The 21,215-nt window shown below is 69.9% G+C and carries 17 protein-coding genes; 13 read left to right on the forward strand and 4 right to left on the reverse strand.

Translation table 11 applies throughout. The features are described 5' to 3' along the window. Positions 1-5: 5 nt before the first annotated feature. From ABZ345_RS02330 to ABZ345_RS02340, 3 genes are all read left to right on the forward strand, one after another. Positions 6-2,564, forward strand: a complete 2,559-nt coding sequence (locus ABZ345_RS02330) for a CHAT domain-containing protein (RefSeq protein ID WP_359842070.1) — start codon at positions 6-8, stop codon at positions 2,562-2,564. After that, positions 2,491-3,426: a hypothetical protein gene (locus ABZ345_RS02335; RefSeq protein ID WP_359842071.1), complete on the forward strand. Its 936-nt coding sequence runs from the start codon at positions 2,491-2,493 to the stop codon at positions 3,424-3,426. Before ABZ345_RS02330 ends, ABZ345_RS02335 begins: the two co-directional genes overlap by 74 nt. Before the next feature lie 285 nt (positions 3,427-3,711). Further along, entirely contained in the window at positions 3,712-5,262 is a 1,551-nt protein-coding gene (locus ABZ345_RS02340; RefSeq protein ID WP_359842248.1) for a GMC oxidoreductase, read from the forward strand. Positions 5,263-5,278: 16 nt separating this feature from the next. On the opposite strand, the gene ABZ345_RS02345 is transcribed toward ABZ345_RS02340, so the two are convergent. Further along, positions 5,279-5,758 carry a carboxymuconolactone decarboxylase family protein gene (locus tag ABZ345_RS02345; protein ID WP_359842073.1) on the reverse strand — a complete coding sequence of 160 codons (480 nt, stop codon included), beginning with the start codon at positions 5,756-5,758 and terminating at the stop codon, positions 5,279-5,281. Beyond that, positions 5,755-6,834: a dihydrodipicolinate reductase gene (locus ABZ345_RS02350; RefSeq protein ID WP_359842075.1), complete on the reverse strand. Its 1,080-nt coding sequence runs from the start codon at positions 6,832-6,834 to the stop codon at positions 5,755-5,757. Before ABZ345_RS02350 ends, ABZ345_RS02345 begins: the two co-directional genes overlap by 4 nt. A gap of 297 nt (positions 6,835-7,131) precedes the next feature. On the opposite strand from ABZ345_RS02350, the gene ABZ345_RS02355 reads away from it, so the two are divergent. The 6 genes from ABZ345_RS02355 (at position 7,132) to ABZ345_RS02380 (ending at position 15,973) form a co-directional block, all read left to right on the forward strand. Then, the gene (locus tag ABZ345_RS02355; protein WP_359842077.1) at positions 7,132-7,725 is read left to right on the forward strand and encodes a hypothetical protein; all 594 of its coding nucleotides are present in this window, start codon (positions 7,132-7,134) and stop codon (positions 7,723-7,725) included. Continuing rightward, a complete protein-coding gene (locus ABZ345_RS02360; RefSeq protein ID WP_359842078.1) occupies positions 7,722-8,867 on the forward strand; it encodes a PrsW family intramembrane metalloprotease in 1,146 nt (381 codons plus the stop codon). Before ABZ345_RS02355 ends, ABZ345_RS02360 begins: the two co-directional genes overlap by 4 nt. Positions 8,868-8,895: 28 nt before the next feature. Then, on the forward strand, positions 8,896-10,428 hold the full coding sequence (locus ABZ345_RS02365; RefSeq protein WP_359842080.1) for a phospholipid carrier-dependent glycosyltransferase: 1,533 nt from the start codon (positions 8,896-8,898) through the stop codon (positions 10,426-10,428). 145 nt (positions 10,429-10,573) lie between these two features. Next, a complete protein-coding gene (locus ABZ345_RS02370) occupies positions 10,574-14,194 on the forward strand; it encodes a helix-turn-helix domain-containing protein (protein ID WP_359842082.1) in 3,621 nt (1,206 codons plus the stop codon). A gap of 135 nt (positions 14,195-14,329) precedes the next feature. Continuing rightward, positions 14,330-14,734 (forward strand): hypothetical protein, encoded by a 405-nt coding sequence (locus ABZ345_RS02375; protein WP_359842084.1) that lies wholly within the window; start codon positions 14,330-14,332, stop codon positions 14,732-14,734. Positions 14,735-14,848: 114 nt separating this feature from the next. After that, on the forward strand, positions 14,849-15,973 hold the full coding sequence (locus tag ABZ345_RS02380; RefSeq protein WP_359842086.1) for an NAD(P)/FAD-dependent oxidoreductase: 1,125 nt from the start codon (positions 14,849-14,851) through the stop codon (positions 15,971-15,973). Here the strand turns inward: ABZ345_RS02380 and ABZ345_RS02385 are convergent. Both ABZ345_RS02385 and ABZ345_RS02390 read right to left on the reverse strand, forming a co-directional pair. Then, complete coding sequence (locus ABZ345_RS02385; protein ID WP_359842088.1) at positions 15,939-16,604, reverse strand: response regulator transcription factor; 666 nt, start codon at positions 16,602-16,604, stop codon at positions 15,939-15,941. The genes ABZ345_RS02380 and ABZ345_RS02385 overlap by 35 nt on opposite strands. Next, positions 16,601-17,737, reverse strand: coding sequence for a histidine kinase (locus ABZ345_RS02390; RefSeq protein ID WP_359842090.1), 1,137 nt, complete (start codon positions 17,735-17,737; stop codon positions 16,601-16,603). Before ABZ345_RS02390 ends, ABZ345_RS02385 begins: the two co-directional genes overlap by 4 nt. Before the next feature lie 135 nt (positions 17,738-17,872). Here ABZ345_RS02390 and ABZ345_RS02395 point away from each other — a divergent pair, with 135 nt between their 5' ends. Genes ABZ345_RS02395 through ABZ345_RS02410 form a run of 4 tightly spaced genes read left to right on the forward strand, consistent with a single transcriptional unit; the run spans position 17,873 to position 21,209 of the window. Beyond that, positions 17,873-19,204, forward strand: coding sequence for a hypothetical protein (locus tag ABZ345_RS02395; RefSeq protein WP_359842092.1), 1,332 nt, complete (start codon positions 17,873-17,875; stop codon positions 19,202-19,204). Continuing rightward, positions 19,201-19,590, forward strand: a complete 390-nt coding sequence (locus ABZ345_RS02400) for a FixH family protein (RefSeq protein WP_359842094.1) — start codon at positions 19,201-19,203, stop codon at positions 19,588-19,590. The genes ABZ345_RS02395 and ABZ345_RS02400 overlap by 4 nt, the downstream gene beginning before the upstream one ends. A 52-nt stretch (positions 19,591-19,642) precedes the next feature. After that, positions 19,643-20,698, forward strand: a complete 1,056-nt coding sequence (locus ABZ345_RS02405) for a hypothetical protein (protein WP_359842096.1) — start codon at positions 19,643-19,645, stop codon at positions 20,696-20,698. Continuing rightward, positions 20,691-21,209, forward strand: coding sequence for a hypothetical protein (locus ABZ345_RS02410; RefSeq protein ID WP_359842098.1), 519 nt, complete (start codon positions 20,691-20,693; stop codon positions 21,207-21,209). The genes ABZ345_RS02405 and ABZ345_RS02410 overlap by 8 nt, the downstream gene beginning before the upstream one ends. Positions 21,210-21,215 lie beyond the last annotated feature (6 nt).

Consider the following 21,215-nt stretch of genomic DNA (forward strand, 5'->3'; position numbering starts at 1 on the left):
GACCGATGCGCGCCTCGCCGGCCACTCACCTCGCGCGGTTCCAGCAGGTGTTCCGCGCGTGGCAGTGGCCGGAGCCGGGGCAGCGGCAGGCGTCGCCGCTGACCATCGCCCAGGTGCTGCGGCGGTGGGCCGCCGAGGTCCCGGAGGACGCCGCGACCGTGCAACGCCTCGCGGTCGGCGCGGCGGAGACCCTCTTCCTGACCGGTGACTTCGAAGCGGCACAACGGGTGGCGCACACCGGCCTGGACGCCTCGCTGCTGGGCGCCCTGGACGACGGCGAACGACGCGCTGCCGCGACCTGGCTGGCGCTGCTGGGTGCCAGGGCGGCGTTCGAACTCGGCGATCCCGCGGACGCCAGAGTGCTCGTGGACCGCGCGAACGACACCGCGGACAGCGGTCATCCGCTGGCGCACTACCTGAGGATGCACCGGAACCTCGTCGAGGCCCGGCTCGCCGAGGCCGCGCTGGAGATCGGCGAGGCACGGCGGGGCTACGAGATCGCGGCCGAGCTCGAGGCCGCGCTGACCACCGGCAGACGTGCTCGGGCGCTGACCGGTCCGTGGACGGAGCTGATGTTCGGCTCGGGTGTTCCGCTGGACGGTGGAGCAGCCCTGTTGGGGCCCGAGATGCGGCAGGCACGGCAACTCGCCGTCCTGGGCCTTGCCCGCACGGCACAGGCCGAAGACCCGGCGCGGGACGCGGTGGACGTGGTGGCGGAGGAAGGACTGCCCGACGAGTCCGTGCTGGCCCTGGTCGGTGTGCTGTCCTCGCTGCCACCCGGCGAGATCGACGCGGCGGCGGCACGGTTCGTGGCTGTCGCCGCCGACGATCCCGACTGGGTCCTCGGAGTTCGTGCCCTGCAAACGGATGCCTGGCTGACGCACGGAGACGTCGGGCGCGCGCGACAGACCATCGAAGACGCCTTCCGCTCGACGCACGCTCCCAGCGACGCGATCACGTTCATCCTGGGGTTCGCGGCGCTGGCGAGGCAGCGTCACCTGGCCGGAGACCACGCCGGAGCCGACGAACCGATCGACATGGTGCTCCTGACACTGGCGGACGTCGCGCCGCAGCTGGCGACTTCGACCCTGGGCCTGCGGCTGCGCGCCGCCTGCGAACCCGCGCTCGTGGCCGCTGTCCGGGAGCCGGGCGGACGGCAGCGCACGGCCATGCTGATCGAGGCGTTGCGATCACCCGAGGACGCCTCCGTGTCCACCGACCGCATCGGCCGTCTCGCGTTCGCCGTGCGCAACCGGCCGGGCGTGCTGGTGCTCGTGATCCAGAGCGTGGGGGAGGAGGCCGAGTTCCTGTGCGTCGGATCGGGCGGCGAGAACACCGTGCGCTCGGCCTCCGCGCAGCGGGTTCTCGACGCGCTCACCGACGGCATGGACGCGGCGCTGCGCAAGCCCGTCGCGCTCGAAACGCTGGGACGCAACGCTTTCGATGCCTTGCCGGACGAGGTTCGAGCAGAGCTGCGGGATGCGTCGACCGTGATCGTCGTACCTGACTTCGGCCACGGCCGGGACCGCGTGCCGATCGAGCTGCTCCACGACGGACAGTCGTTTCTCGGTATCAGCAAAGCGATTTCGCGTTGCCTCTCACTGGCGCACGCACTGCGGGTGCTCGAACCTCCGCTCGTGGTAAGGAGTTCTGCTCGGCGTGCGCTGTGCATAGCGGTGTCCTCGGCACCGGGGTTGCCGGACCTGTCGTTCGCGGACGCCGAGATCGGCGCGGTCCGCGACGCGCTCGCAGGCTGGGACGTCGAGTCCTGGACCGGGTTCCAGGCCACGCCGCAGGCGCTGCTGGAGATCGCGCCGCTGGCAGGCGTGCTGCACCTCGCGTGCCACGGTGACGCCGCGGCGGGTGCGGAATCCCTCGTGCTGAGCGAGGGCGCGCGGGTGAAGGCGCTCGACATCGCCCTGCGGCACCGGCTCGACTGCGTCACGTATCTCAACGCCTGTTCGCTGGGCCGTGGCCGCTACGTCGGTGGTGGCGTCAGCCGCGGTGTCGCGTACGCCTTCGCCCGCGCCGGTTCTCCCGCGGTCGTCGCGAATCTGTCGCCCGTCGAGGATCGGAGCGCGGCCCAGCTGGCAGCCGCCTTCTACACCGAGGCCCGCGATCACCCCGTCGGTGAGGCGCTGCGCCGGGCCCGAGCGCGGATGGCGGACCTGGTCAGCCCCGTGCTGTGGGGGACGACGGTCCTGATCGGCACACCGTTCGAGCGGCTCGACGGCACCGCGGAGTGGCGGCCGCGGGACGCGACGGCGGCCCTGTTCAACGGCGAACCGCTGCCGACCCAGGAACGCCTCGTCCACGCCCTCGCGACCGCCCAGCCGGATGATCTGCGCCTGGCTGCGGCGTTGGAGTTCGTCGACACGCCTGGACATCGGGCTGGCCAGCGAGATCGGCCACGACATCGGTGCGGCCGGCCGCCTGCTGGAGCTGGCGGACGTCGCCAGGGCGGAGGGCGGCCTCGACGAGCTGGAGGCCGTGCTGCGCGACGTGGTGAGGGCGCTCGAACCGTTGCGCGGCAAGTGGGAACCGGCGTACGAGGCTCATCGTGAGGCGGTCGCCGAACTGCGCTCGCGCGACCCGACCTACGAACCCCGCAAGATCGAGACCGTCCACCTCAGCAGTGGCATGACGGTCAACGACCGCTCGGACCCCGCCGTCGACGCGATGCTGAGCCTGCACGAGGCGTTGTTCGAGCACGAACAGCACTGGCGCGGTGATCCGACGCTGATCGTGCCGGATCTGACGGTCACCGCGGTCGCCCACAACGCCGTCGTGTGGGGGTTCCAGCACCGGCTCCACCACAGCGGCGCGGAGGCCCCGTACGCGCGGACCTGCGCGGAACGGCTCGCCTGGCGCGGCCTCATCGGCGAGGACGCGGTGCCCGTGCTTCATCGGACGCTGGCGGGGTTGCTGCACTTCCTGTGGGGCCAGCACAAGATCACCCATCTCGAGAACTGGATGTTGCGCGCGCACACCCGAGTCGTCGAGATCGCCGTCCGCCGCGCCGGCCAGGCGCCGCCGTTCGCCGAGGAAACGAAGACGTTCCTCGACCAGCTCGTCCCACCGGTCACGCCGGGTTCCAAGTTCGCCCGAGCCCGCGCGGCGCTGAAGTCCGAGCCGTCCCCGTCACGGGTCGAGGAGGCGGTCGCGTTCATCGAGGACGCGTTCCGGCGATGCGCCGCCGACGACCGGTACGCCGCCGCCGACTACGCCGCCTGGGCGCTGGGGGACCTGATCGAGCGGACCGGGCAGCCCCGCCAGGAGGCGGTCCTCGTGTTCCGCAGCGTGTTCGACGGCCTCGACCGCCACGAGGAGGGCTGGATCGAGCCCTACCTCGTGGACGGTTTCGCGGAGGTCCGCGAGACCGGCGGCGCGGACCTGTTCGCCCGGTGGAGCCGGGAAAACCTCTAGACCACATCGGGACCGAAAGTCCCTTGTCCTGCAAAGACTTTCGTGAAGTGGATCAGTCCGCCGCCGACCGCGGGACCCCGCCGCAATCCCCCTCCAGCAGGAGACCTTTCACCTCACCGGCCCAGAGAACCGGAACTGCCAGGTAGTGACTTGGCTGACCGGCGCAGGTATAACTTGTTCTCATACGGCTAGAGTGAGGAAGATCACATGGCCCACACAATGAGGTGTGACAACGGTTCCAAAGGCCCTTCTCGGCGCACGTTCATTACTGGAACAGGTTCTATTCTGGGGGCCGTGGCCCTCGGTGGCCTGTCCTCGACCGCACAGGCGGCCGCGTCGATCGCCGATGCGGCCACCGTCCCCGCCCTCGTGATCGGCACCGGCTACGGCGGGTGCGTGACGGCCCTGCGCCTCGCCGAGGCCGGCGTCGACGTCCAGATGGTCGAGATGGGCATGGCCTGGGACACCCCCGGCCCGGACGGCAAGATCTTCGCCAACACCACCACCCCGGACCAACGGTCGTTCTGGCTTCGCACCAGGACGAAACAGCCGCTGAGCAACTTCCTGGGCTTCCCGATCGACAAGGACATCCCGCGCTACACGGGAATCCTCGACGCCGAGGAGTTCAGCGGCATCACCGTCTACCAGGGCCGCGGCGTCGGCGGCGGGTCACTCGTCAACGGCGGCATGGCGGTCACGCCCCGGCGCGAGTTCTTCGGCGAGGTCCTGCCGACCGTCAACCCCGACGAGATGTACAACGTCTACTACCCGCGCGCCAACGCCGAGCTCGGGGTCACGCTGATCGACCCCGCTTGGTTCGACGCCACCCCGGCCTACCAGTACGCCAGGGTCGGCCGCAAACACGCGCAGCGGTCCGGTTTCCCGTTCGTCTACGTGCCCAACGTGTACGACTGGAACTACATGAAGCAGGAGGCGGACGGCACGGCTACCAAGTCGGCGCTGGCCGGCGAGATCCTCTACGGCAACAACTACGGCAAGAAGTCCCTGCAGAAGACCTACCTGCCGAAGATCAGGGCGACCGGCCGCGTCACGATCTCCCCGCTGCACCGGGTCACCTCGGTCGTACCGGCGTCCGGTGGCGGCTACACGGTCACCATGGAGCAGCTGAACACCACGGGCACCACGATCGCGACCAAGTCCGTCACGGCGGCCAAGGTGTTCTTCGCGGCGGGCAGCGTCGGCACGAGCAAGCTGCTGGTGAAGCTCAAGTCGACCGGATCCCTGCCGAACCTGAACGGCGAGGTCGGCCAGGGCTGGGGTGACAACGGCAACGTCATGGTCGGTCGCGCCAACCACCTGTGGGACCCGACCGGTGCGCTGCAGTCGTCCATCCCGACCGCCGGCATCGACAACTGGGCGGCGGGCGGCGCGTTCGCCGAGGTGGCCCCGTTGCCGACGGGCATCGAGACCTACGCCTCGTTCTACCTGTCGATCACCAGGACGCCTAACCGCGCCCAGTTCTCCTGGAACGCCGCCGCGGGCAAGGTGGACCTGAGCTGGCAGACGGCGTGGAAGCAGACGTCCATCAACGCGGCCAAGTCCATCTTCGACAAGATCAACGCGAAGGAGGGGACGATCTACCGGACCGACCTCTTCGGGGTCTACAAGACCTGGGGCGACCACCTCACGTACCACCCGCTGGGCGGCGCCGTGCTGAACAAGGCCACCGACAACTACGGCCGCCTGCACGGGTACAGCGGTCTGTACGTGATGGACGGTTCGCTGATTCCCGGACTCACCACCGTGAACCCGTTCGTGACGATCACCGCGCTGGCCGAGCGGAACATCGAGAGGATCATCGCTCAGGATCTGTGAGTCCTCTGTGGACTTCTCAGAACTTCGGCAGCACGCACATCGCGTCGAGGCCCAGTACGTGGTTCAGCCTGCCGAACGCGAGCCAGGAACCGATGCACATGCTCAGCTCCGCGATCTCCACCTGGCTGTAGTGCACGGTCATGCGAGACCAGAACTCCTCGTCGAGACCGTGGTGATCCAGTGCGTACCGCTCGGCGTATTCCGCGGCCAGCCTCGCGCGGTCGTCGAAAGCGTCGGTGGTGCGCCACTGGGTCACCGCGTCGAGGAACCCCTCCTCGACCCTCTCGCCCTCGCGTTCGGTCCGCCAGTCCATGCAGAACATGCACCCGTTGATCTGCGCGATCCGCAGCCGTGCGGCCTCGAACTCGCGCAGCCCGAGCGTCGTGTGGGAGTAGACCGCGAGCGAGAAGTTCGCTGCGGCGACACCGATTCCGGGCACCATTTCGCCCCACACGTAGGCGATCGGGTCCTTGCCTTCCGGGATGTCGAGGTTCATCGCGAGGTCCTTCCGAGCTTGCCAGCGGCGGGTCGCAGCGGGATGTCGAGCGCGTCGTAGAGTCCGGGCTCCGCCTCGACGAGCCAGTCGATGGCGTTCACCAGACGGCCGACCGCGGTCGCGTTGCCGCCCGCGGACCGGTTCTCGCCCTCGTCGGTGGCCTCGACGGAGACCTCGATCCGCGGACGTCCTTCGATGATCACCTTGTGTGCGCCGTCCCCGGACGGCGGCATGGGCCAGTCCGTCGCGCAGGAGGCGTGGATGCGCGTGACGTGCTCGATGACGATGAGCGGTTCGCCGCCGACGACGCCCTGCACCTCGAACCGGATCGCGCCCTGCGTGCCCGCCTCGAACTCGCCCATGGTCCGCGTCGTCACCGTGGCGTCCAGGGCGCGCCGGTCGACGGTCTCGCGGATCTCGTCGACCTCGACGCCCAGCGCGCGGGCCATCAGCCGGATCTGCCCGCCCCACACCATGGTCGGCACCGTCGGCATGAGCATCGGCGCCTGGTAGTCGAGCGGCTGTCCCATGCCGATCAGCCACCGGACCGCGTCGGGCTGGTCGTAGGTCGAGTAGTCGAAGATCTCCTGGCAGCGGATCGCGTCGATCTCGCTGCCCAGTCCGCTGATCAGCAACGGCAGCACGTCGTTGCCCCAGCCGGGATCGACGCCGGAGACGAACAGCGAGCCCCCGCCCTCGGCGATCGCGGCTAGAACCGGTTCTCGCAACTCCGCCGGCGCACTGCGGTGGTCGTAGAGCGCGTACAGCGACGGCGTGACGACGACCGCGCCGGCCCTGATCGCCTTGGTGATGTCGGCGAGGGCGTCGTCGGGCCGGACGTCGCCGGACGCCGCGTACACCACGGCACCGGGACTCGCGGCGAGCACAGCGTCGACGTCATCGGTGGCTGCGACCCCGAGTTCGACGTCGAGCCCGGCCAGCGCGCCCGCGTCCCGCCCGACCTTCTCCGGGTTGTTGACGACCACGGCCGTCAGCTTCAGCGCCGGATGGGCCTCGACGGCCCGGATCGCGGCGCGACCGACGTTTCCCGTTCCCCACACCACAGCGGCGATCATGCGGAGAAGCATAACTAGAACACGTTTCAGTTGCATAGGCTTTCGGGGACCGGTTCGCGGCGTCCACCGGGTCGGGGAACGGCTTTCGGGGGACGCCGGATCGCACAGCGTGTCGCGGGACGGGCGGCCGTCGTACTCGCTGAGCCATCGGCTGGCGCGGGAACGCGGGTGTGCTGGGAGATCCTCGTCCGTGCAACCAGATTGCTGCCCGCGCGAAGGCCCTGCCACTCCTTCGCGAGGCTCACCAGGTGGCCTCGGCGAGCCGGATCCCGCCCCATGTGGTCAGGTGATCTGGTGATGACCGAGCAACCACGGGAATGGGTGTCCGTCGAACACCGCTTCCTCGGCCTCGACCGCCGCACGTTCCGGCCCGCGCTGATCGCCCTGGCCGTCGCCCTCGTGCTCGCCTACGGACTGCCGGTTCTCAACGCCACGATCCCGTGGCACAACGAGATCAGGGCCGGCGACGTGCTGGATCTCGGCGACGGCGCGACCGCGGTGCCGCCGGTGGGGTGGCAGCTCGAGAACGGCACGCTGACGGGTGCGGCGCCGGCGAGCCTGCAGGTCGACCTGGCGACGGGCGGTGCGACGATCGGGCTGCGCGGGGCGTCGTTCGCCGGGAACGCCGACGCGTTCCTCGACCAGGTGTTGCGGTCGCAGGGCAGTCCTGGGGTGGATGGTGCGCGTGGGTCCGTGACGACCGACGGGGGACTGGTCGGGGTTGCGCTGAGCAGCAGTTCGCCCAGTGGGGACACGTTGCTGGTGGCGTTCAAGATGTCCGGTGCGGTCGCGTTGCTCGTGCGGGTGCGGACCGCGCCGGGGCAGTTCGAGCGCTACCAGGACACCGTGGGCGCGGTGCTGCGCTCCATCACGCCGGGAGCGGGGCGATGACCGCCGCCAGGACCGCGCAGCTCGTGGCCATCGACCAGTCCGGGTGGGGGCAGCCGTTCCGGTTGTTCCAGCCGGGCAACCTCGCGTTCTGGGTGTACGCGGTGGGTGTTGGTGGCGGCGGGCTCGCGTTGTTCCGCTATTTCGGGCCTGGTGCTGACTTCTACCGTCCGGCGTTGACCGGCGGAGTGTTGTTGTTCGGGCTGTACCTGATTCCGTGGCTGCTGCTCCTGCGGCACCACAACCGGTACACCGCGCAACCCGGCGGGCTGCTCGCCACCGGGTTCGTCTGGGGTGGTGTGGCCGCGACGTTCTGGATCGCGCTGCCCGCCAACTCCGCGCTGCTGGAGATCTGGGCGAAGGTCGGCGGCACCCAGTTCGCCGCGGACTGGGGCGCCGGGCTCACCGCGCCGGTCAACGAGGAGTTCGGCAAGGCGCTCGGGCTGGTGCTGCTGATCGGGCTGGCGCCGAGGCTGGTGCGCAGTGCTTACGACGGGTTCATCATCGGGGCGTTCATCGGCCTGGGGTTCCAGGTGTTCGAGGACGTGCTCTACGTCTACAACGGCGCGGCGCAGTCGTTCGGCGTCGACCAGCTCGGTTCGTCGCTGCAGATCTTCCTGATCCGCGGCGCGTTCGGGGTCGTCTCGCACGCGTTGTTCAGCGCGATCTTCTGCGCCGGGCTGATGTGGGTGCTCGGGCGGACGCCGGGTGATCGCAAGGTGGTTCGGGGCCTGGTGACGATGCTGGCCGCGATGGTCTTCCACTTCGCGTGGGACGACATGGCGGGCATCGCCGGAGGCAGGGCGCTGTTGTCGATCGCGCTGCCGTTCCTGATCGCGGCCGTCGAGCTCTGGACGTTGTTCTACGTCCTGCGCCACGCGGCGAGGCAGGAGCGGGCCTGGATTCGCGACCTGCTCGGGCCGGAAGCCGAGGCGGGCGTGGTCGACCCGGCGCTGCTCACCGCCGTCAGCGGGCTGCGCAGGGACCGCAGGGCGTTCCGGAAGCTGGTGCGCGACAGGCGGAAGGCGCGGCATCTGCTCGAAGCCGCCGGTGACCTCGCCCGTGAACTGGCACTGGCGGGTGGGCACGAGACTCGTCGAGTCGCCTACGCGCGAGCCGAACTGCTGCGTTTGCGGCACGCATGACAACCGAACGGCCGGGCACTCCCGTTCCATGAGTGTGGTGCTCGAAGCCATCAGACAGACGTCCACCGAGGACCGCCGACGGACGGCTTCGGGCTGGGTCGTGGTCGTGCTGCTCGCGCAGATGGCGGTCGCGATGGTCGTGGCGGCGGTGCAGCAGACTCCGACCATCGACGAACCGGTGTACGTGGGTGCGGCGGTGGTCCAGCTGCAGCAGCACAGCCTGCGGTACAACCCGGAGCACCCGCCGCTGGGCAAGCTGATCATGGCGACCGGGCTGGCGTTCGCGGACGTCCGGCTCGATCCGCGGTTCGCCGGAGACCAGACGGAGCTCGGGCGGCACGTGCTGTACGAGTCGGGCAACGATCCCGCGACGCTGCTTCTGCTGGCGCGGCTGCCGATGATCGTGCTGACGCTGTTGTTCGGGCTGGTCGTGTTCCTGTTCGCGCGCGACCTGTTCGGGCCTGTCGGTGGGTTGGTCGCCCTCGCTCTGTATGCGCTCTCACCGGATGTGATCGCGCACGGCTCGTTGGCAACACTTGATGTGCCTGCCGCCGGTTTCCTGCTGACCTCGGTCTGGTTGTTGTGGCGGGCCAGGTCCCGTGCTGTTCATCTGCCTTTGGCGGGCCTTGCCCTGGGCGCGGCGGTGGCCACGAAGATGAGTGCGCTGGCCGCAGTTCCGGTGGTGTTGTTGTTGGCCGCGATGTCCGTGCAGCACGCGCGTTTGAAGGCGGCTGCGCTCGTCGGGCTGATCGCGGTTGTCGTTGTGTGGGCTTCTTATCTCGCCGTGGATCCGCTATCGCCGTTCCCCGGGCTGTATCTGCACGGGATGGGCGTCCAGTTCGGTCTGGAAAACCGGGTGTGGGGCGGATTCCTGTTCGGCATGCACTACGAGGGTTCGCACTGGTATTACGTGCCGGCCGCGCTGCTCGTGAAGACGCCGTTGGGTGCACTGGTGCTGTGGATCGCCGGTGCGGTCGTGATGGTGCGTTGGCAGCGCACGGCGGCTCCGTACGTGCTCGCTCCCACGGCTGTTCTGCTGGCCGCCGCGATGACGGGCAGTCGTGATCTCGGCGTCCGGTACGCGATCTTCATGCCGATGTTCCTGGCGGTCGCGGCCGGGGCAGTCGTTGTCGTACGTCAGCGGTGGGCGCACTTCGTGGTGGCGGGTCTCGTCGCATTCGTTGCCATGAGCTCGTTGCGGACGTTTCCCTACTACCTGCCGTACTCCAACGAGGCGTTCGGCGGGCCCTCGCAGACGCACCTGCATCTGCACGACTCGAACGTCGACTGGGGCCAGGACCTCGGGCGGCTGGCGGACCGGCTGCGGGAACGCCATCCGGGCGAGCGGATCTGGCTCGTGTACAAGGGCGCGGGTGTGCCGTCGTATTACGGCATCGACGCCGCGGACCCGCGAAATGCGCGCCCGGACGAGGTGCGCGGATTGCTCGTCGTCTCGGACACCGCGATCGCCAAGGCGGACGACCGGCTGGCAGCACTGGTCGCGAGCAGCACGCCGATCGACGAGGTCGGTCACTCCATCACGATTTTCCGCCGCCCCTGACGAATTCCAGTGCGCACGGCAAGATTTTCGGAATCGCCCAAAGGTGGTGAGGGCGTCCATTCATTGGCTACCGTGTCCGACAGTTCAGGGGTGCCTCGGAGATTTTTATTCCGTGGCAAGGGGAATGGACTTGCGGGGGTGAGTGATGCCTCGACCAGAACGGCCACTGGATCCGGACGACGGTGCGGTACAACGGTTCGCGGGGGAACTGCGGGAGCTCAGGCGCAGAGCGGGCAAGGTGACCTACCGGCAACTCGCGGAGCGCAGCGGCTATGCGGTGACAACGTTGTCCGAGGCGGCGGGCGGGCGGCGGCTGCCGACGCTGGACGTCGCGCTCGCGTATGCGATGGCCTGTGGCGGTGACGAGGAGGAGTGGAAAGCGAAATGGCGTGCGGCCGCGCTCACCGCCGCCGAGTCGCGGTGTCCGCAGGGCAGGGATCGGCCGCCGTATCGGGGTCTGCGGAGTTTCCGCACCGAGGACGCTGATCTTTTCTTCGGCCGCGACCAGCTGGTGGCCGAGGTGGTGCGCCAGGTGTCGGCTCAGCGGGTCACGGTGCTGTGCGGGCCTTCCGGGTCGGGCAAGACCTCGCTGCTGATGGCGGGTGTGCTGCCCGCGTTGTGCCCGAGCCTGCGACCGGTCGTGATCAAGCCGGGTGAGTGCCTGCCCGACTCGGCCGGCCTGCTCGTCGTCGACCAGGTCGAGGAGCTGTACGCGCGGAGCGACGCGAGGGAGGTCCTCGATCGGATCCTCGCGCGGGATCGGGTGCTGCTGTGCGTGCGCGCCGACTTCGCCGCACGGCTGGCCGAGTACCCACAGGTGGTCGTCGGCCCGATGGACCAGGACGCGCTGAACGCCGCGATCACCAAGCCCGCGCTGGCAGTCGGGCTGTCGGTCGAACGCGCGTTGTCGGTGACGATCCTGAACGAGGCCAACGGACAGGTCGGCGCACTGCCGTTGCTGTCGCACGCCCTGCTGGAGACATGGCAGCGGCGACGCGGCGAAGTGCTGACGCTGGCCGGATTCACGGCGGCCGGCGGGATCGGCTGTGCGGTGGCGCAGATGGCAGAGGCCGCCTACCGCGAGCTCGACGCCGTGGGGCAGCGGCTGGCCGCCGGGCTGCTGCTGAGGTTGCTCGCGGTGGACGAGGAGACCGGGGCCGTCACGCTTCGCCGCCTGGACCTGGCCACGCTGCTCGACGTCGACCCCGACGCGGGCCAGGTGATCGACCACCTCGCGAACGCACGGCTCGTCGTCGTCGACCGGGACACCGCCGAGATCGCGCACGGTTCGGTGCTCACGGCCTGGCCGAGGATGTGCGAGTGGATCAACGACCATCGCGAGGCGCTGCAGGTCCACCGGACGATCACCGAGGCCGCCAGGAGTTGGTCGGACGGCGTCCGGGATCCCGCGGCGCTGGCCACCGGGACCAGGTTGGCGACGATGTGCTCGTACGCCGTCTCCGGGACCGCGCCGTTCCGCCTCAGCCAGGTCGAGCGGGAGTTCCTCCAGGAGAGCGTCGCGCAGACCAAACGTGCCGCGGCGTCAGCCAGAAGGCGAACGAACAGACTGCGCGTGGTGACGGCCGTTGCGGTCGTGTTGGCGTTGGTGGCCGGTGTGCTCGCGGTCGTCGCCAGCACCGCCCGCACCGACGCGTTGACCGCCCGCGACAACGCCCTGTCCCGCCAGACCGCCCTGACCGCCGCGACACTGCGGGCCACCGACCCCGGCCTCGCCGCCCAGCTCGCGATCGCGGGCTACCGGATCGCGCAGACCGACGAGGCCAGATCCGAACTCCTCAAGCACGCCAGCGCACCCGTCCCGGCCAGGTATCTCGGCGGCGCGGGCCCGACCGCGCTGGACGCGTCCGCCGACGGCGCGCTGGTCGCGGTCAGCGACGCGACGAACGGGTCGGTCCGCCTGCTCACCAAGTCCGGCGACCACCTGACCCGGACCGGCGTGATCGAGCCCTGGGAACCTGGCGCCGCGAAGGGTCCCATGGTCTACGCACTGGCGTTGTCACCCGACGCGCGCACGCTCGCCATCGGTGACATGCAGTCGACCATCACGCTGTGGGACGTCTCCGATCCGCGTAACCCTCGCCGGCTGGCCGTGCCGATCCACGCGGGTGCTGGCCCGATCGAACGGCTCGACATCGACCCGACCGGCGGTCAGCTCGCCGCGGCGGGCGGTGACGGGATCCTGCGGTGGACGATCAGCGATCCCGCGAACCCCAGGCCGCTCGCACCGTTGCCCGCCCCTGCGAAGACCAAGACCGTCGTCTACGGCAGTGGGGGACTGCTGGCGTTCGGCACGCAGTCCGGCGGCGTGCATCTGTGGCGGGCCACCGAGAACGCTGCGGAGCTGGCCGTGCTGGACGCTGGTGACCGCGCCGTTCCCGCGCTCTCGTTCTCGCCTGACGGACGGGTGCTCGTGGCGGGGTCGCTGGACCGCGCCTTGCGGTCGTGGGACATCTCCACCCCGACCGCTCCCGTGCCGGCCAGGTCGCTCACCGACCTGTTCGACCTCAAGATCACGACGACGGCGTTCAGCCCGGACGGCGCCCATCTGGTCGTGGGCAGTGCCGACTCGACGCTGCGTGTGCTGGACACGACCACGTGGGCAACGGTCGAGGTGCTCAATCACCCCGACGTCGTGACGTGGGCGGTGTTCAGCGACAACGGCGAGTCGATCATGTCCGCCGCGACCGACGGCGCCGCTCGTGTGTGGAAGCTCGACACCGCGCTGCCCCGGCGGGCGAACGCACCGATCTTCGACACGCGGTTCAACGCCAGCGGCCGACGGCTCGCCGTGTTCGCGGAAGGGGGCGTCACCTTGTGGAACACCACGAATCCCGCCGATCCGGCACCGTTGACGGGCACGCTCACCGGCGCCGACGCGGTGTTCAGCGGGGCCGGTGACCTGTCGGGCGACGGCAACCTGCTCGCGGCGGGCACGATCGGCGGCGAGGTCCAGCTGCTCGACGTCTCCGACCCTGAGCGCCCCAGGCTGCGTGCCCGGCTCGGTGGTTCCCAGGAGCAGGTCGTCGCGGTGGCGTTCAGCCCGGACCGCTCGAAGCTCGCAGCAGGCGGGTACGACTCGTCGATCCGGGTCTGGGACGTGACCGGCAAGGAGCCGCGGCTGGTCAGCGTGCTCGACGCTCCGCGCGAGGTGGTGCTCGACCTCGACTGGAACAACGACGGCACGCTGCTCGCCGTCGCGAGTGCCGACAGCGACGTGTACCTGTTCGACTTCACCGGCCCGCCCCACCTGCGGGCGCGGCTCGAAGGCCTGGACAGCTACGTCTACAGCGCCGAGTTCAGCCAGTCCGGCGAGATGCTCGCCATCGCGGGGGTCGACAGCGTCGTGGTGCTGTGGGACGTCAGGGACGAGCCCGTGCGGATCGGGCAGCCGATCAGCGGCCCGGCCGGACGGATCTTCGAGCTCGCCTTCCAGCCGCGCGGCGACCTGCTGGCGGCCAGCGTCATCGACGGTTCGACGTGGCTGTGGAACGTGTCCGACCCGGCGAACCCGGTCCGCACCGCCGTGCTGTCGGCGGGCCCGTCTCCGCTCAACACCGCGGTGTTCCACCCGGCCGGCGACCTGCTCGTGACGGGCGGAAGCGACCGGCGGCTGCGGCTGTGGCGCACCGACGAGAACGCCGTCGTCACCGCGATCTGCACCGGCGTCGGCGACCCGATCACCGAGCGGGAATGGCGCGCCCACCTGCCCGACGTCCCTTACGCGCCACCGTGCCCGCCCGCCTGACCTCGGGTTTGTCCGAGACCCGCGTTGTCCCGCACCGGGTTGTCCCGACGCTTCGGGGGCTCCGGGACAACCTCGCCGCTCGTAGACATGGATCAGCGAACACCGGTTCGCGTCACGAGAGGGGATTCCAGGAACATGCGGAAACTTGTGAAGTCCGGCGGGGTGGCCGTGATCGGTGCGGCACTGGCGCTGGCGGGCACCGTGCTCGCCACGCCGGCCAACGCGTCCGACGTCGGCATCACGGTCGAATCGCCCGAAGCACTCTGCGGTTCCGGCTACACGCGCGCCGCGTCCCACGCCATCAGTGGCGCGACCGTCTACCTGTCGAAGGCGTCGAACAACCGGAAGTGCGTCACCACCATCAAGACGGCTTCCCGCGGCACCGCGACGCGGACCGCCGCGTGGATCGGACAGGCAGCGATCGACGACGGTTTCTACCGCTACTACGCGGGTCCGGTGAGGGTGCCGGCGCCGTGCGTCATCTGGGGTGGCAGGCACGGGAACTCGGTCTGGGAGAGCCCGACGCCGTACTGCGGGTGACCCGGTGGCGAGTCGGTTCGTTCTAGGGGTCGGACCGACTCGCTGACAGGGGCCGCCGGACCGGTGCCAGCGTCGTGTGCGTTCTGTGCCAGTGGCTCACGCCAGCCTGTCCCCATGCACAGTCACGTCACGATCATCGGCGCCGGTCTCGGCGGTCTCACCCTCGCTCGCGTGCTGCACGTCCACGGCATCCAGGCCACCGTCTACGAGGCCGAGCCGTCCCCGCAGTCCCGTCTGCAGGGCGGAATGCTCGACATCCACGACTACAACGGCCAGCTCGCCGTCGAGGCGGCCGGTCTGATGGACGAGTTCCGCGGCCTGGTCCTGGAAGGCCGCGAGGCGATGCGCATCATCGGCCGCGACGGCACCGTCCTGTTCGACAAGGCCGACGACGGCACCGGCGGCCGTCCCGAGGTCCAGCGCGGCGACCTGCGGCAGCTGCTGATCGACTCGCTCCCGGACGGCACGATCCGGTGGGGCCACAAGGTCAGCAGCGCGCGCACCGTCGCCGAAGGCCTGCACCACGTGGAGTTCACCAACGGCACGAGGACCGTCACGAGCCTGCTGGTCGGCGCGGACGGCGCGTGGTCGCGGATCCGGCCACTGCTCACGGACGCCACGCCCGAGTACGCCGGGACGTCGTTCGTCGAGACCTATCTGTTCGACGCCGGCACCAGGCACCCCGGCGCGGCGAAGGCGGTCGGCGGCGGCACGATGATCGCCCCGGCGAAGGGCAAGGGGATCAACGCCCATCGCGAGGCCGGCGACACCCTGCACTCCTACGTGATCTTCGACGAGCCGCTGGACTGGTTCGCCGCCCACGACGTCACGGACGCCGCGGTCGTCGCGCGCGAGTTCGACGGCTGGGCACCCGAGCTGCTGGCGTTGATCACCGACAGCGACACGACCCCGGTCTGGCGGCCCCACTACACGTTGCCGCCCGGCCTGCGGTGGGAGCGCGTGCCCGGTGTGACGCTGGTCGGTGACGCCGCGCACCTGAAGGCTCCGGACGGCGAAGGAGCCAACCAGGCCATGCTCGACGGCGCGGAGCTCGGCGCCGCTCTGGCCGGGCACTCCGACGTCGAGGCCGCGCTCGCCGACTACGAGCAGGCCATGTTCACCCGCGTGGAAACACCGATGGCGGACGAGGACCTGCTCAAGAGCCTGTTCGGGGACGACACCCCGCAGGTCGTGATCGACCTGTTCACCGAGCAGAACGCGGAGGCACCAGGCCGTTGACGTGCGCGTAGGCGACGGCGTGCACCCGGTCCCGCAACCCGAGCTTGGCCAGCACGCGCGACACGTGCGTCTTCACCGTCTCGTCCCCGACGTGCAGCTGAGCCGCGATCTCGGCGTTGCTGTACGCCGCCGCCACCAGTTGCAGCACCTCCCGTTCCCGCGCGGTGAGCAGCTCGAACTCCGGCGGCGTCGGCGGAGGCGCGAGGCTCACCGCGAACCGCGCGATCAGCCGCTGCGTCACGGACGGGTCGATCAGGGCGTCGCCGCGGGCCGCCACCCGGACCGCGGAGATCAGCTCCTCGGGCGGCAGCGACTTGAGCAGGAACCCGCTGGCCCCGGCGTTCAGGGCGCGGTAGACGTACTCGTCGCTGTCGTAGGTGGTCAGCAGCAGGACCTTGGTGCGGTTCGCGGGGTCGGCGAGGATCATCTCGGTGGCGTCGAGGCCGTCGAGCTTGGGCATGCGGATGTCGAGCACGGCCACGTCGGGGCGCAGACGGGCCACCTCGGCCACGGCGGCGCGGCCGTCGGCCACCTCGGCCACGCAGCGGAGGTCGGGCTGGGTCTCGAAGATCGCGCGCATGCCGGAGCGCAGCATCGCGTGGTCGTCGGCCAGCAGCACCGTCAGGGTCATGACGCCTCCAGCGGGAACGTGACGACGGTGCGCCAGGTGCGGCCGTCCGGTTCGAGGCCGGACGTGGTCATCCCCGCGAACATGCCCGCGCGGTTGCGGATCCCCACCAGGCCGCGGCGCACCGAACCGGAGTGGCCGTTGCCCGACCCCGCCAGGTTCGACGCGCTGATCGTGAGCGAGTCCACGCCGTACTCCAGCGTCACGGTGACACCGGACGTGTGGCCGTGACGCAGGGCGTTCGTGAGCATCTCCTGGATGATCCGGTAGACGGTGATGTCCAACGACTCCGGCACGTCGCGTTGTTGTCCACGTACCTCCAGACGCGCCGGCATGCCCGCCGCGCGCACTCCCTCGAACAACTCGTCGAGATTGTCGAGACCCGGCTGGCGGGCGCCTTCCGACTTGTCGCCGTGCAGCAGGTCGAGCAGGTGCCGCAGGTCCACCATGGCCGCGCGGCTGGAGGTCTCGACCGACCGCAGCGACCCGGCCAGCTTCGTGTCGCCGTTGGTCAGGCCCAGGCGAGCGGCGCCGGCGTGCAAGCCGATGGCGCTGACGTGGTGCACGATCACGTCGTGCAGGTCGCGGGCGATCGCGCTGCGCTCCTCGGTGATGGCCTTGCTGACGGCGGCCTGCGCGTCCGCTTGCTCGACGGCGGAACGCTTTTCCAGCTCGGCGATGTAGGCGCGGCGGGCGGTGGTGTAGCGGCCGACGAGCCACGGCAGCACCGCGATCTTCGCCACCACGAGCAAAGACCGCACCACGTCTGTGCCCATCGCGTACGGGCAGACGAACGAGCTCGCGGCGATCACCCCGAGCGAGGCCCACGCCGGACCGCCGCGCAACCAGGCGCCCGCGCGGTAGCCAGCGATCAGCAGGCCCGCCTCGTTGGCGTGGATCCGGTCGCCGATGGTCACCAGGACGATCAACGGGACGGCCGCCTGCAGTGCCGCGACCCAGGCCGCCGACTTGGAGGGACCGGCCAGCAACGCGTTCACCGCCAGGGTCATCGCGAGCACGGCGGCGGTCTGCGCCGGCGAACAGCGGTTGAGCAGCACGAAGCCGCCGTCCGCGACCATGCACGTGCCGGCGACCAGCCACGACTGGTGCTTCAGTGACAGCTTGATCGGATACATCGCTGCAGAATCTTGCCGCATCCCGACCCTGAGCACGTCCTTCTTCGCAGGGGTCGGAAGTCCCCCGCGCGGGGGACGCGATTTCCGCCGCGACAGTGACGCTTTCCGGAGCCATGATCGATACGTTCGGCCACGATGAAGCGAAGTGGTGCGATCTTGCTGCTGACGCTGGGGGCGATCCTCGGGATCGTGGCCCCGGCGCTGGCCGACGGTGCCCTGACCGGCGCGGACGTCCACGTCGCGCAGACCCTCGGCGACCGCGACCTCACGGTGATCATCCGGCGGGTCGCGGAGGTGCCCGGTCCGGTGCACGTCGACGTGGTGACGCACGCCGGTTCGCCGCCGGGCGAGATCACCCTGACCGCACGGGCCGCGGGCGCCGAGACCAGTTCGGCGAAGGTCGTTCTGGGCGAGAAGCCCGGGTTCTACTCAGGCATCGTGCGGGTGGACCGGTCCGGGCCGTGGGAGTTGGCGGTCGACGAGGCGACGATTCCGTTCGTCGTCCCGGCGCTGGTGCCGTCGCCGTGGGAGAACGCGACCTACGGCGGGTTCATCGCGGCGGGCGTGTTGTTGTTCTTGGCGTTGCTGTTCGCGGTGTCCGGCAAGCCGGGCCTCGCCCTGGTTCCCACTGGGGGCATGGTGGCGGCGATCGCGGTCGCGGCCACCGCGGCGTTGCTGTCACCGAGCATCCCGCCGGTCGCGGCGCCGGGCACGCAGCTGGATCCGACGTTCGACAACATCAACGATCCCTACCAGCGAACGTCCATAGTGGACTTCTCGCGTCCGCCGGTGAACCTGGTGCCCAGCATGGTCGGCAACGACCTCGTGCTGAGTCTGACAGATGGGTCATCGGGCAGGCCGGTGGACGACCTGCTGGTGCACGACAGCGCGTTCATCCACCTCGTGGTCGTGTCGCCGTCCGGGAGTCTGCGTCACCTGCACCCGATCCGCACGGCTCCCGGCGAGTACCGCGCCCGCCTCCAAGCTCCGGAACAGGGCACGCACGCGATCGCCGCGGAGATCGCGAGGCGCGGCGGGGGAGTGCAGCTGCTGCGGTCGCAGGTCGACGTCGCCGGGACCACCGCGCGTCCGAACGACGGAAAAGCCGGGCTGGCAACGGAGATCCGGGAAGCGGGCAGGCCGAGCACGATCACCGCGGACTTCGGCGGGCGGGATCTCCAGCCGTGGCTGGGCATGCTCGGGCACATGATCGTCGTCGGCCCGGTCACCGGCAGCCCGGTGAACGCACCGATCTGGGCCCACGTGCACTCGATGATCCCACCGTTACCGGGCATGCCCGACAAGCCGGACGAGAGCGTCGCCGCGTTCGGGCCGAAGGTGCCGTTCACCTACTCGTTCCCGTTGCCCGGCAAGTACCTCGTGTGGATCCAGGCCGAACGGAACTACGAGATCGCCACGGTTCCCGCCGTGGTCGACGTGCCGGCGAAGGGGGTGGCCGGGAAATGAAGCGTCACGTGCTGGGCGGCATCGCCGCGATGATCGCGATCATCGGCGCGCTGGTGGTGTTCTGGCCTCGAACCGTGGAGGCACAACCACATCTGGCCGAAAGCGCGCGGCACCGGTTCGTGCTCACGCCCGCGAGCACGAAGAGCGGCGTCAACTCGTTCGACCTGCGGATCACGGATCTCGAGGGGAATCCCGCGCGGGGCGGCGAAGTCGTCGTCGAACCCGCGATGCCGCAGATGGGCCACGCGATCGCCCCGATCACCGCGGGGCCGCTCGAACCCGGCCACTACCGGGTCGGCGACGTCGGCCTGTTCATGGCCGGGCAATGGGAAATCACCGTGTCACTCAGCGCGGAGCGGGTCGTCATCCCGCTGCTGCTCACCTGAAGGGGGAGGATCGCCAGTGGACATCACGGCGGTTGCACCAACAACGAGGTCGGTGCCGAGGGGGCTGGTCCCGGCGAGCATCGTGCTCGGCGGCACCCTGCTCTCGCTCATCGGCCTGACCTGGGACATCCAGTGGCACTCGGACGTCGGGCCCGACACGTTCTTCACGATGCCGCACCTGTTCCTGTACGCGGGCAGCGCGGTCTCGGGCCTGGCGAGCCTCGTGGTCGTGCTGATGACGACCGCGAACGCCAAGCGCGACAGGGACGTCGACCCGATCGTCGGCGGCCGCGCGGTCGGCGTCTTCGGCCGCACGTTCGCCGCACCCGTCGGCTACCTGATCTCGGGCACCGGCGCGGCCCTGTTCCTGGTCTACGGCCTGTGGGACCAGTGGTGGCACGGCCTGTACGGCTTCGACGCCGTGATCGACTCCCCGCCGCACATCGGCCTGCTGCTGTCGATCTCGATCACGATGGTCGGCGCGGTCATGGTCTTCGCGGTGGCGCGTGACCAGCGCTGGGGGCTGTACGGCGTGATCGTGTCCGCCTCCGCGCTGCTCGTGTTCAGCATGGTGACCTCGCTCGGCCTGCGCGCGGCGCCCGGCACGCTCTTCAACCCGGTCTCGGTGGGCACGGCGTTCTTCTCGGTGATGATCCTTTTCATGGCGGCGCACGTGCTGAACCGGCGCGGCGGCGCGCTCGCCGTCGGCGTGGGCGTCGCGGTGCTGCAGGCCTTGTTCTGGTGGTTCTCGCCGTGGGCGGCCGAGGTCTACGCGGACGCGACCGGCCTGCCGTTGCGCGACTACGTCGACGGCATCCCCGCGATGCCCAACATGATCCCGATGTGCCTGGTCGTGGTTGCGGTCGCGGTGGAACTGCTGCACAAGCTGCCCGTGTGGGTCCCCGGTGCGGTCGGCGGCGCGCTCATCGCGGCCTGCGCACCGATCCAGCGCCTGCTCACCTACGGCGCGCCCTTCCACGTGACCGGCAGGTATCTCGCCACCATCGTCGTCGCCGCGGTGCTGGGCGCTCTCGCCGCCCAGCTCGGCCGGCGGTTCGGCCACATGCTGCGCCAGCTCGCACCAGCAAAGGAAGACAACCATGCGTAAAACGTTGCTGGGACTGCTGGGCACGGCCGCGCTGCTGCTCGGCCTCGCCACCCCGTCACTGGCGTTCGAGCCGGTGAACGTCGTCCACACCGAGAACGTGCAGGCGGGGCCGTACAACCTGACCGTCGGCTTCAGCACGTGGCCCGTGAAAGCCATGCAGTCACTGGACTTCACGTTCGCGCCCGAGGACGGCATCGCGAACAAGAAGGGCACCCTGACCATGTTCTACGGTCAGGACGAGGTCGACGACTCCCCGCTCGCACGCCATCCCCGCAAGCGCGAGGTCTGGGGCCTGGACATCCACGCCATGCCCGAACCGGGCACGTGGACCTTCAAGTTCGACATCGACGGTCCGGCCGGTCCCGCGACCGGTGAGCTGAAGAACCTCCAGGTGATGGACCAGCCCGGCCCGCCGATGGGGTTGTCCTGGGCCATCAGCACGATCCCGTTGTTCGGCCTGATCGCGTTCATCGTGATCGCGTGGCGAAGGACCCGCACCGCGAGCAGGTGAGACGAA

Source organism: Lentzea sp. NPDC005914, from assembly GCF_040629405.1.
Lineage (GTDB): Bacteria > Actinomycetota > Actinomycetes > Mycobacteriales > Pseudonocardiaceae > Lentzea.

What these genes read in the sequence shown, in the direction of transcription:
- ABZ345_RS02330 (WP_359842070.1), top strand. Translation starts at nt 6, where the DNA reads ATGCGCGCCTCGCCGGCCACTCACCTCGCGCGGTTCCAGCAGGTGTTC.
- ABZ345_RS02345 (WP_359842073.1), bottom strand. Translation starts at nt 5,758, where the DNA reads ATGAACCTCGACATCCCGGAAGGCAAGGACCCGATCGCCTACGTGTGG.
- ABZ345_RS02350 (WP_359842075.1), bottom strand. Translation starts at nt 6,834, where the DNA reads ATGATCGCCGCTGTGGTGTGGGGAACGGGAAACGTCGGTCGCGCCGCG.
- ABZ345_RS02355 (WP_359842077.1), top strand. Translation starts at nt 7,132, where the DNA reads ATGACCGAGCAACCACGGGAATGGGTGTCCGTCGAACACCGCTTCCTC.
- ABZ345_RS02360 (WP_359842078.1), top strand. Translation starts at nt 7,722, where the DNA reads ATGACCGCCGCCAGGACCGCGCAGCTCGTGGCCATCGACCAGTCCGGG.
- ABZ345_RS02365 (WP_359842080.1), top strand. Translation starts at nt 8,896, where the DNA reads ATGAGTGTGGTGCTCGAAGCCATCAGACAGACGTCCACCGAGGACCGC.
- ABZ345_RS02370 (WP_359842082.1), top strand. Translation starts at nt 10,574, where the DNA reads ATGCCTCGACCAGAACGGCCACTGGATCCGGACGACGGTGCGGTACAA.
- ABZ345_RS02375 (WP_359842084.1), top strand. Translation starts at nt 14,330, where the DNA reads ATGCGGAAACTTGTGAAGTCCGGCGGGGTGGCCGTGATCGGTGCGGCA.
- ABZ345_RS02380 (WP_359842086.1), top strand. Translation starts at nt 14,849, where the DNA reads ATGCACAGTCACGTCACGATCATCGGCGCCGGTCTCGGCGGTCTCACC.
- ABZ345_RS02385 (WP_359842088.1), bottom strand. Translation starts at nt 16,604, where the DNA reads ATGACCCTGACGGTGCTGCTGGCCGACGACCACGCGATGCTGCGCTCC.
- ABZ345_RS02390 (WP_359842090.1), bottom strand. Translation starts at nt 17,737, where the DNA reads ATGTATCCGATCAAGCTGTCACTGAAGCACCAGTCGTGGCTGGTCGCC.
- ABZ345_RS02395 (WP_359842092.1), top strand. Translation starts at nt 17,873, where the DNA reads ATGAAGCGAAGTGGTGCGATCTTGCTGCTGACGCTGGGGGCGATCCTC.
- ABZ345_RS02400 (WP_359842094.1), top strand. Translation starts at nt 19,201, where the DNA reads ATGAAGCGTCACGTGCTGGGCGGCATCGCCGCGATGATCGCGATCATC.
- ABZ345_RS02410 (WP_359842098.1), top strand. Translation starts at nt 20,691, where the DNA reads ATGCGTAAAACGTTGCTGGGACTGCTGGGCACGGCCGCGCTGCTGCTC.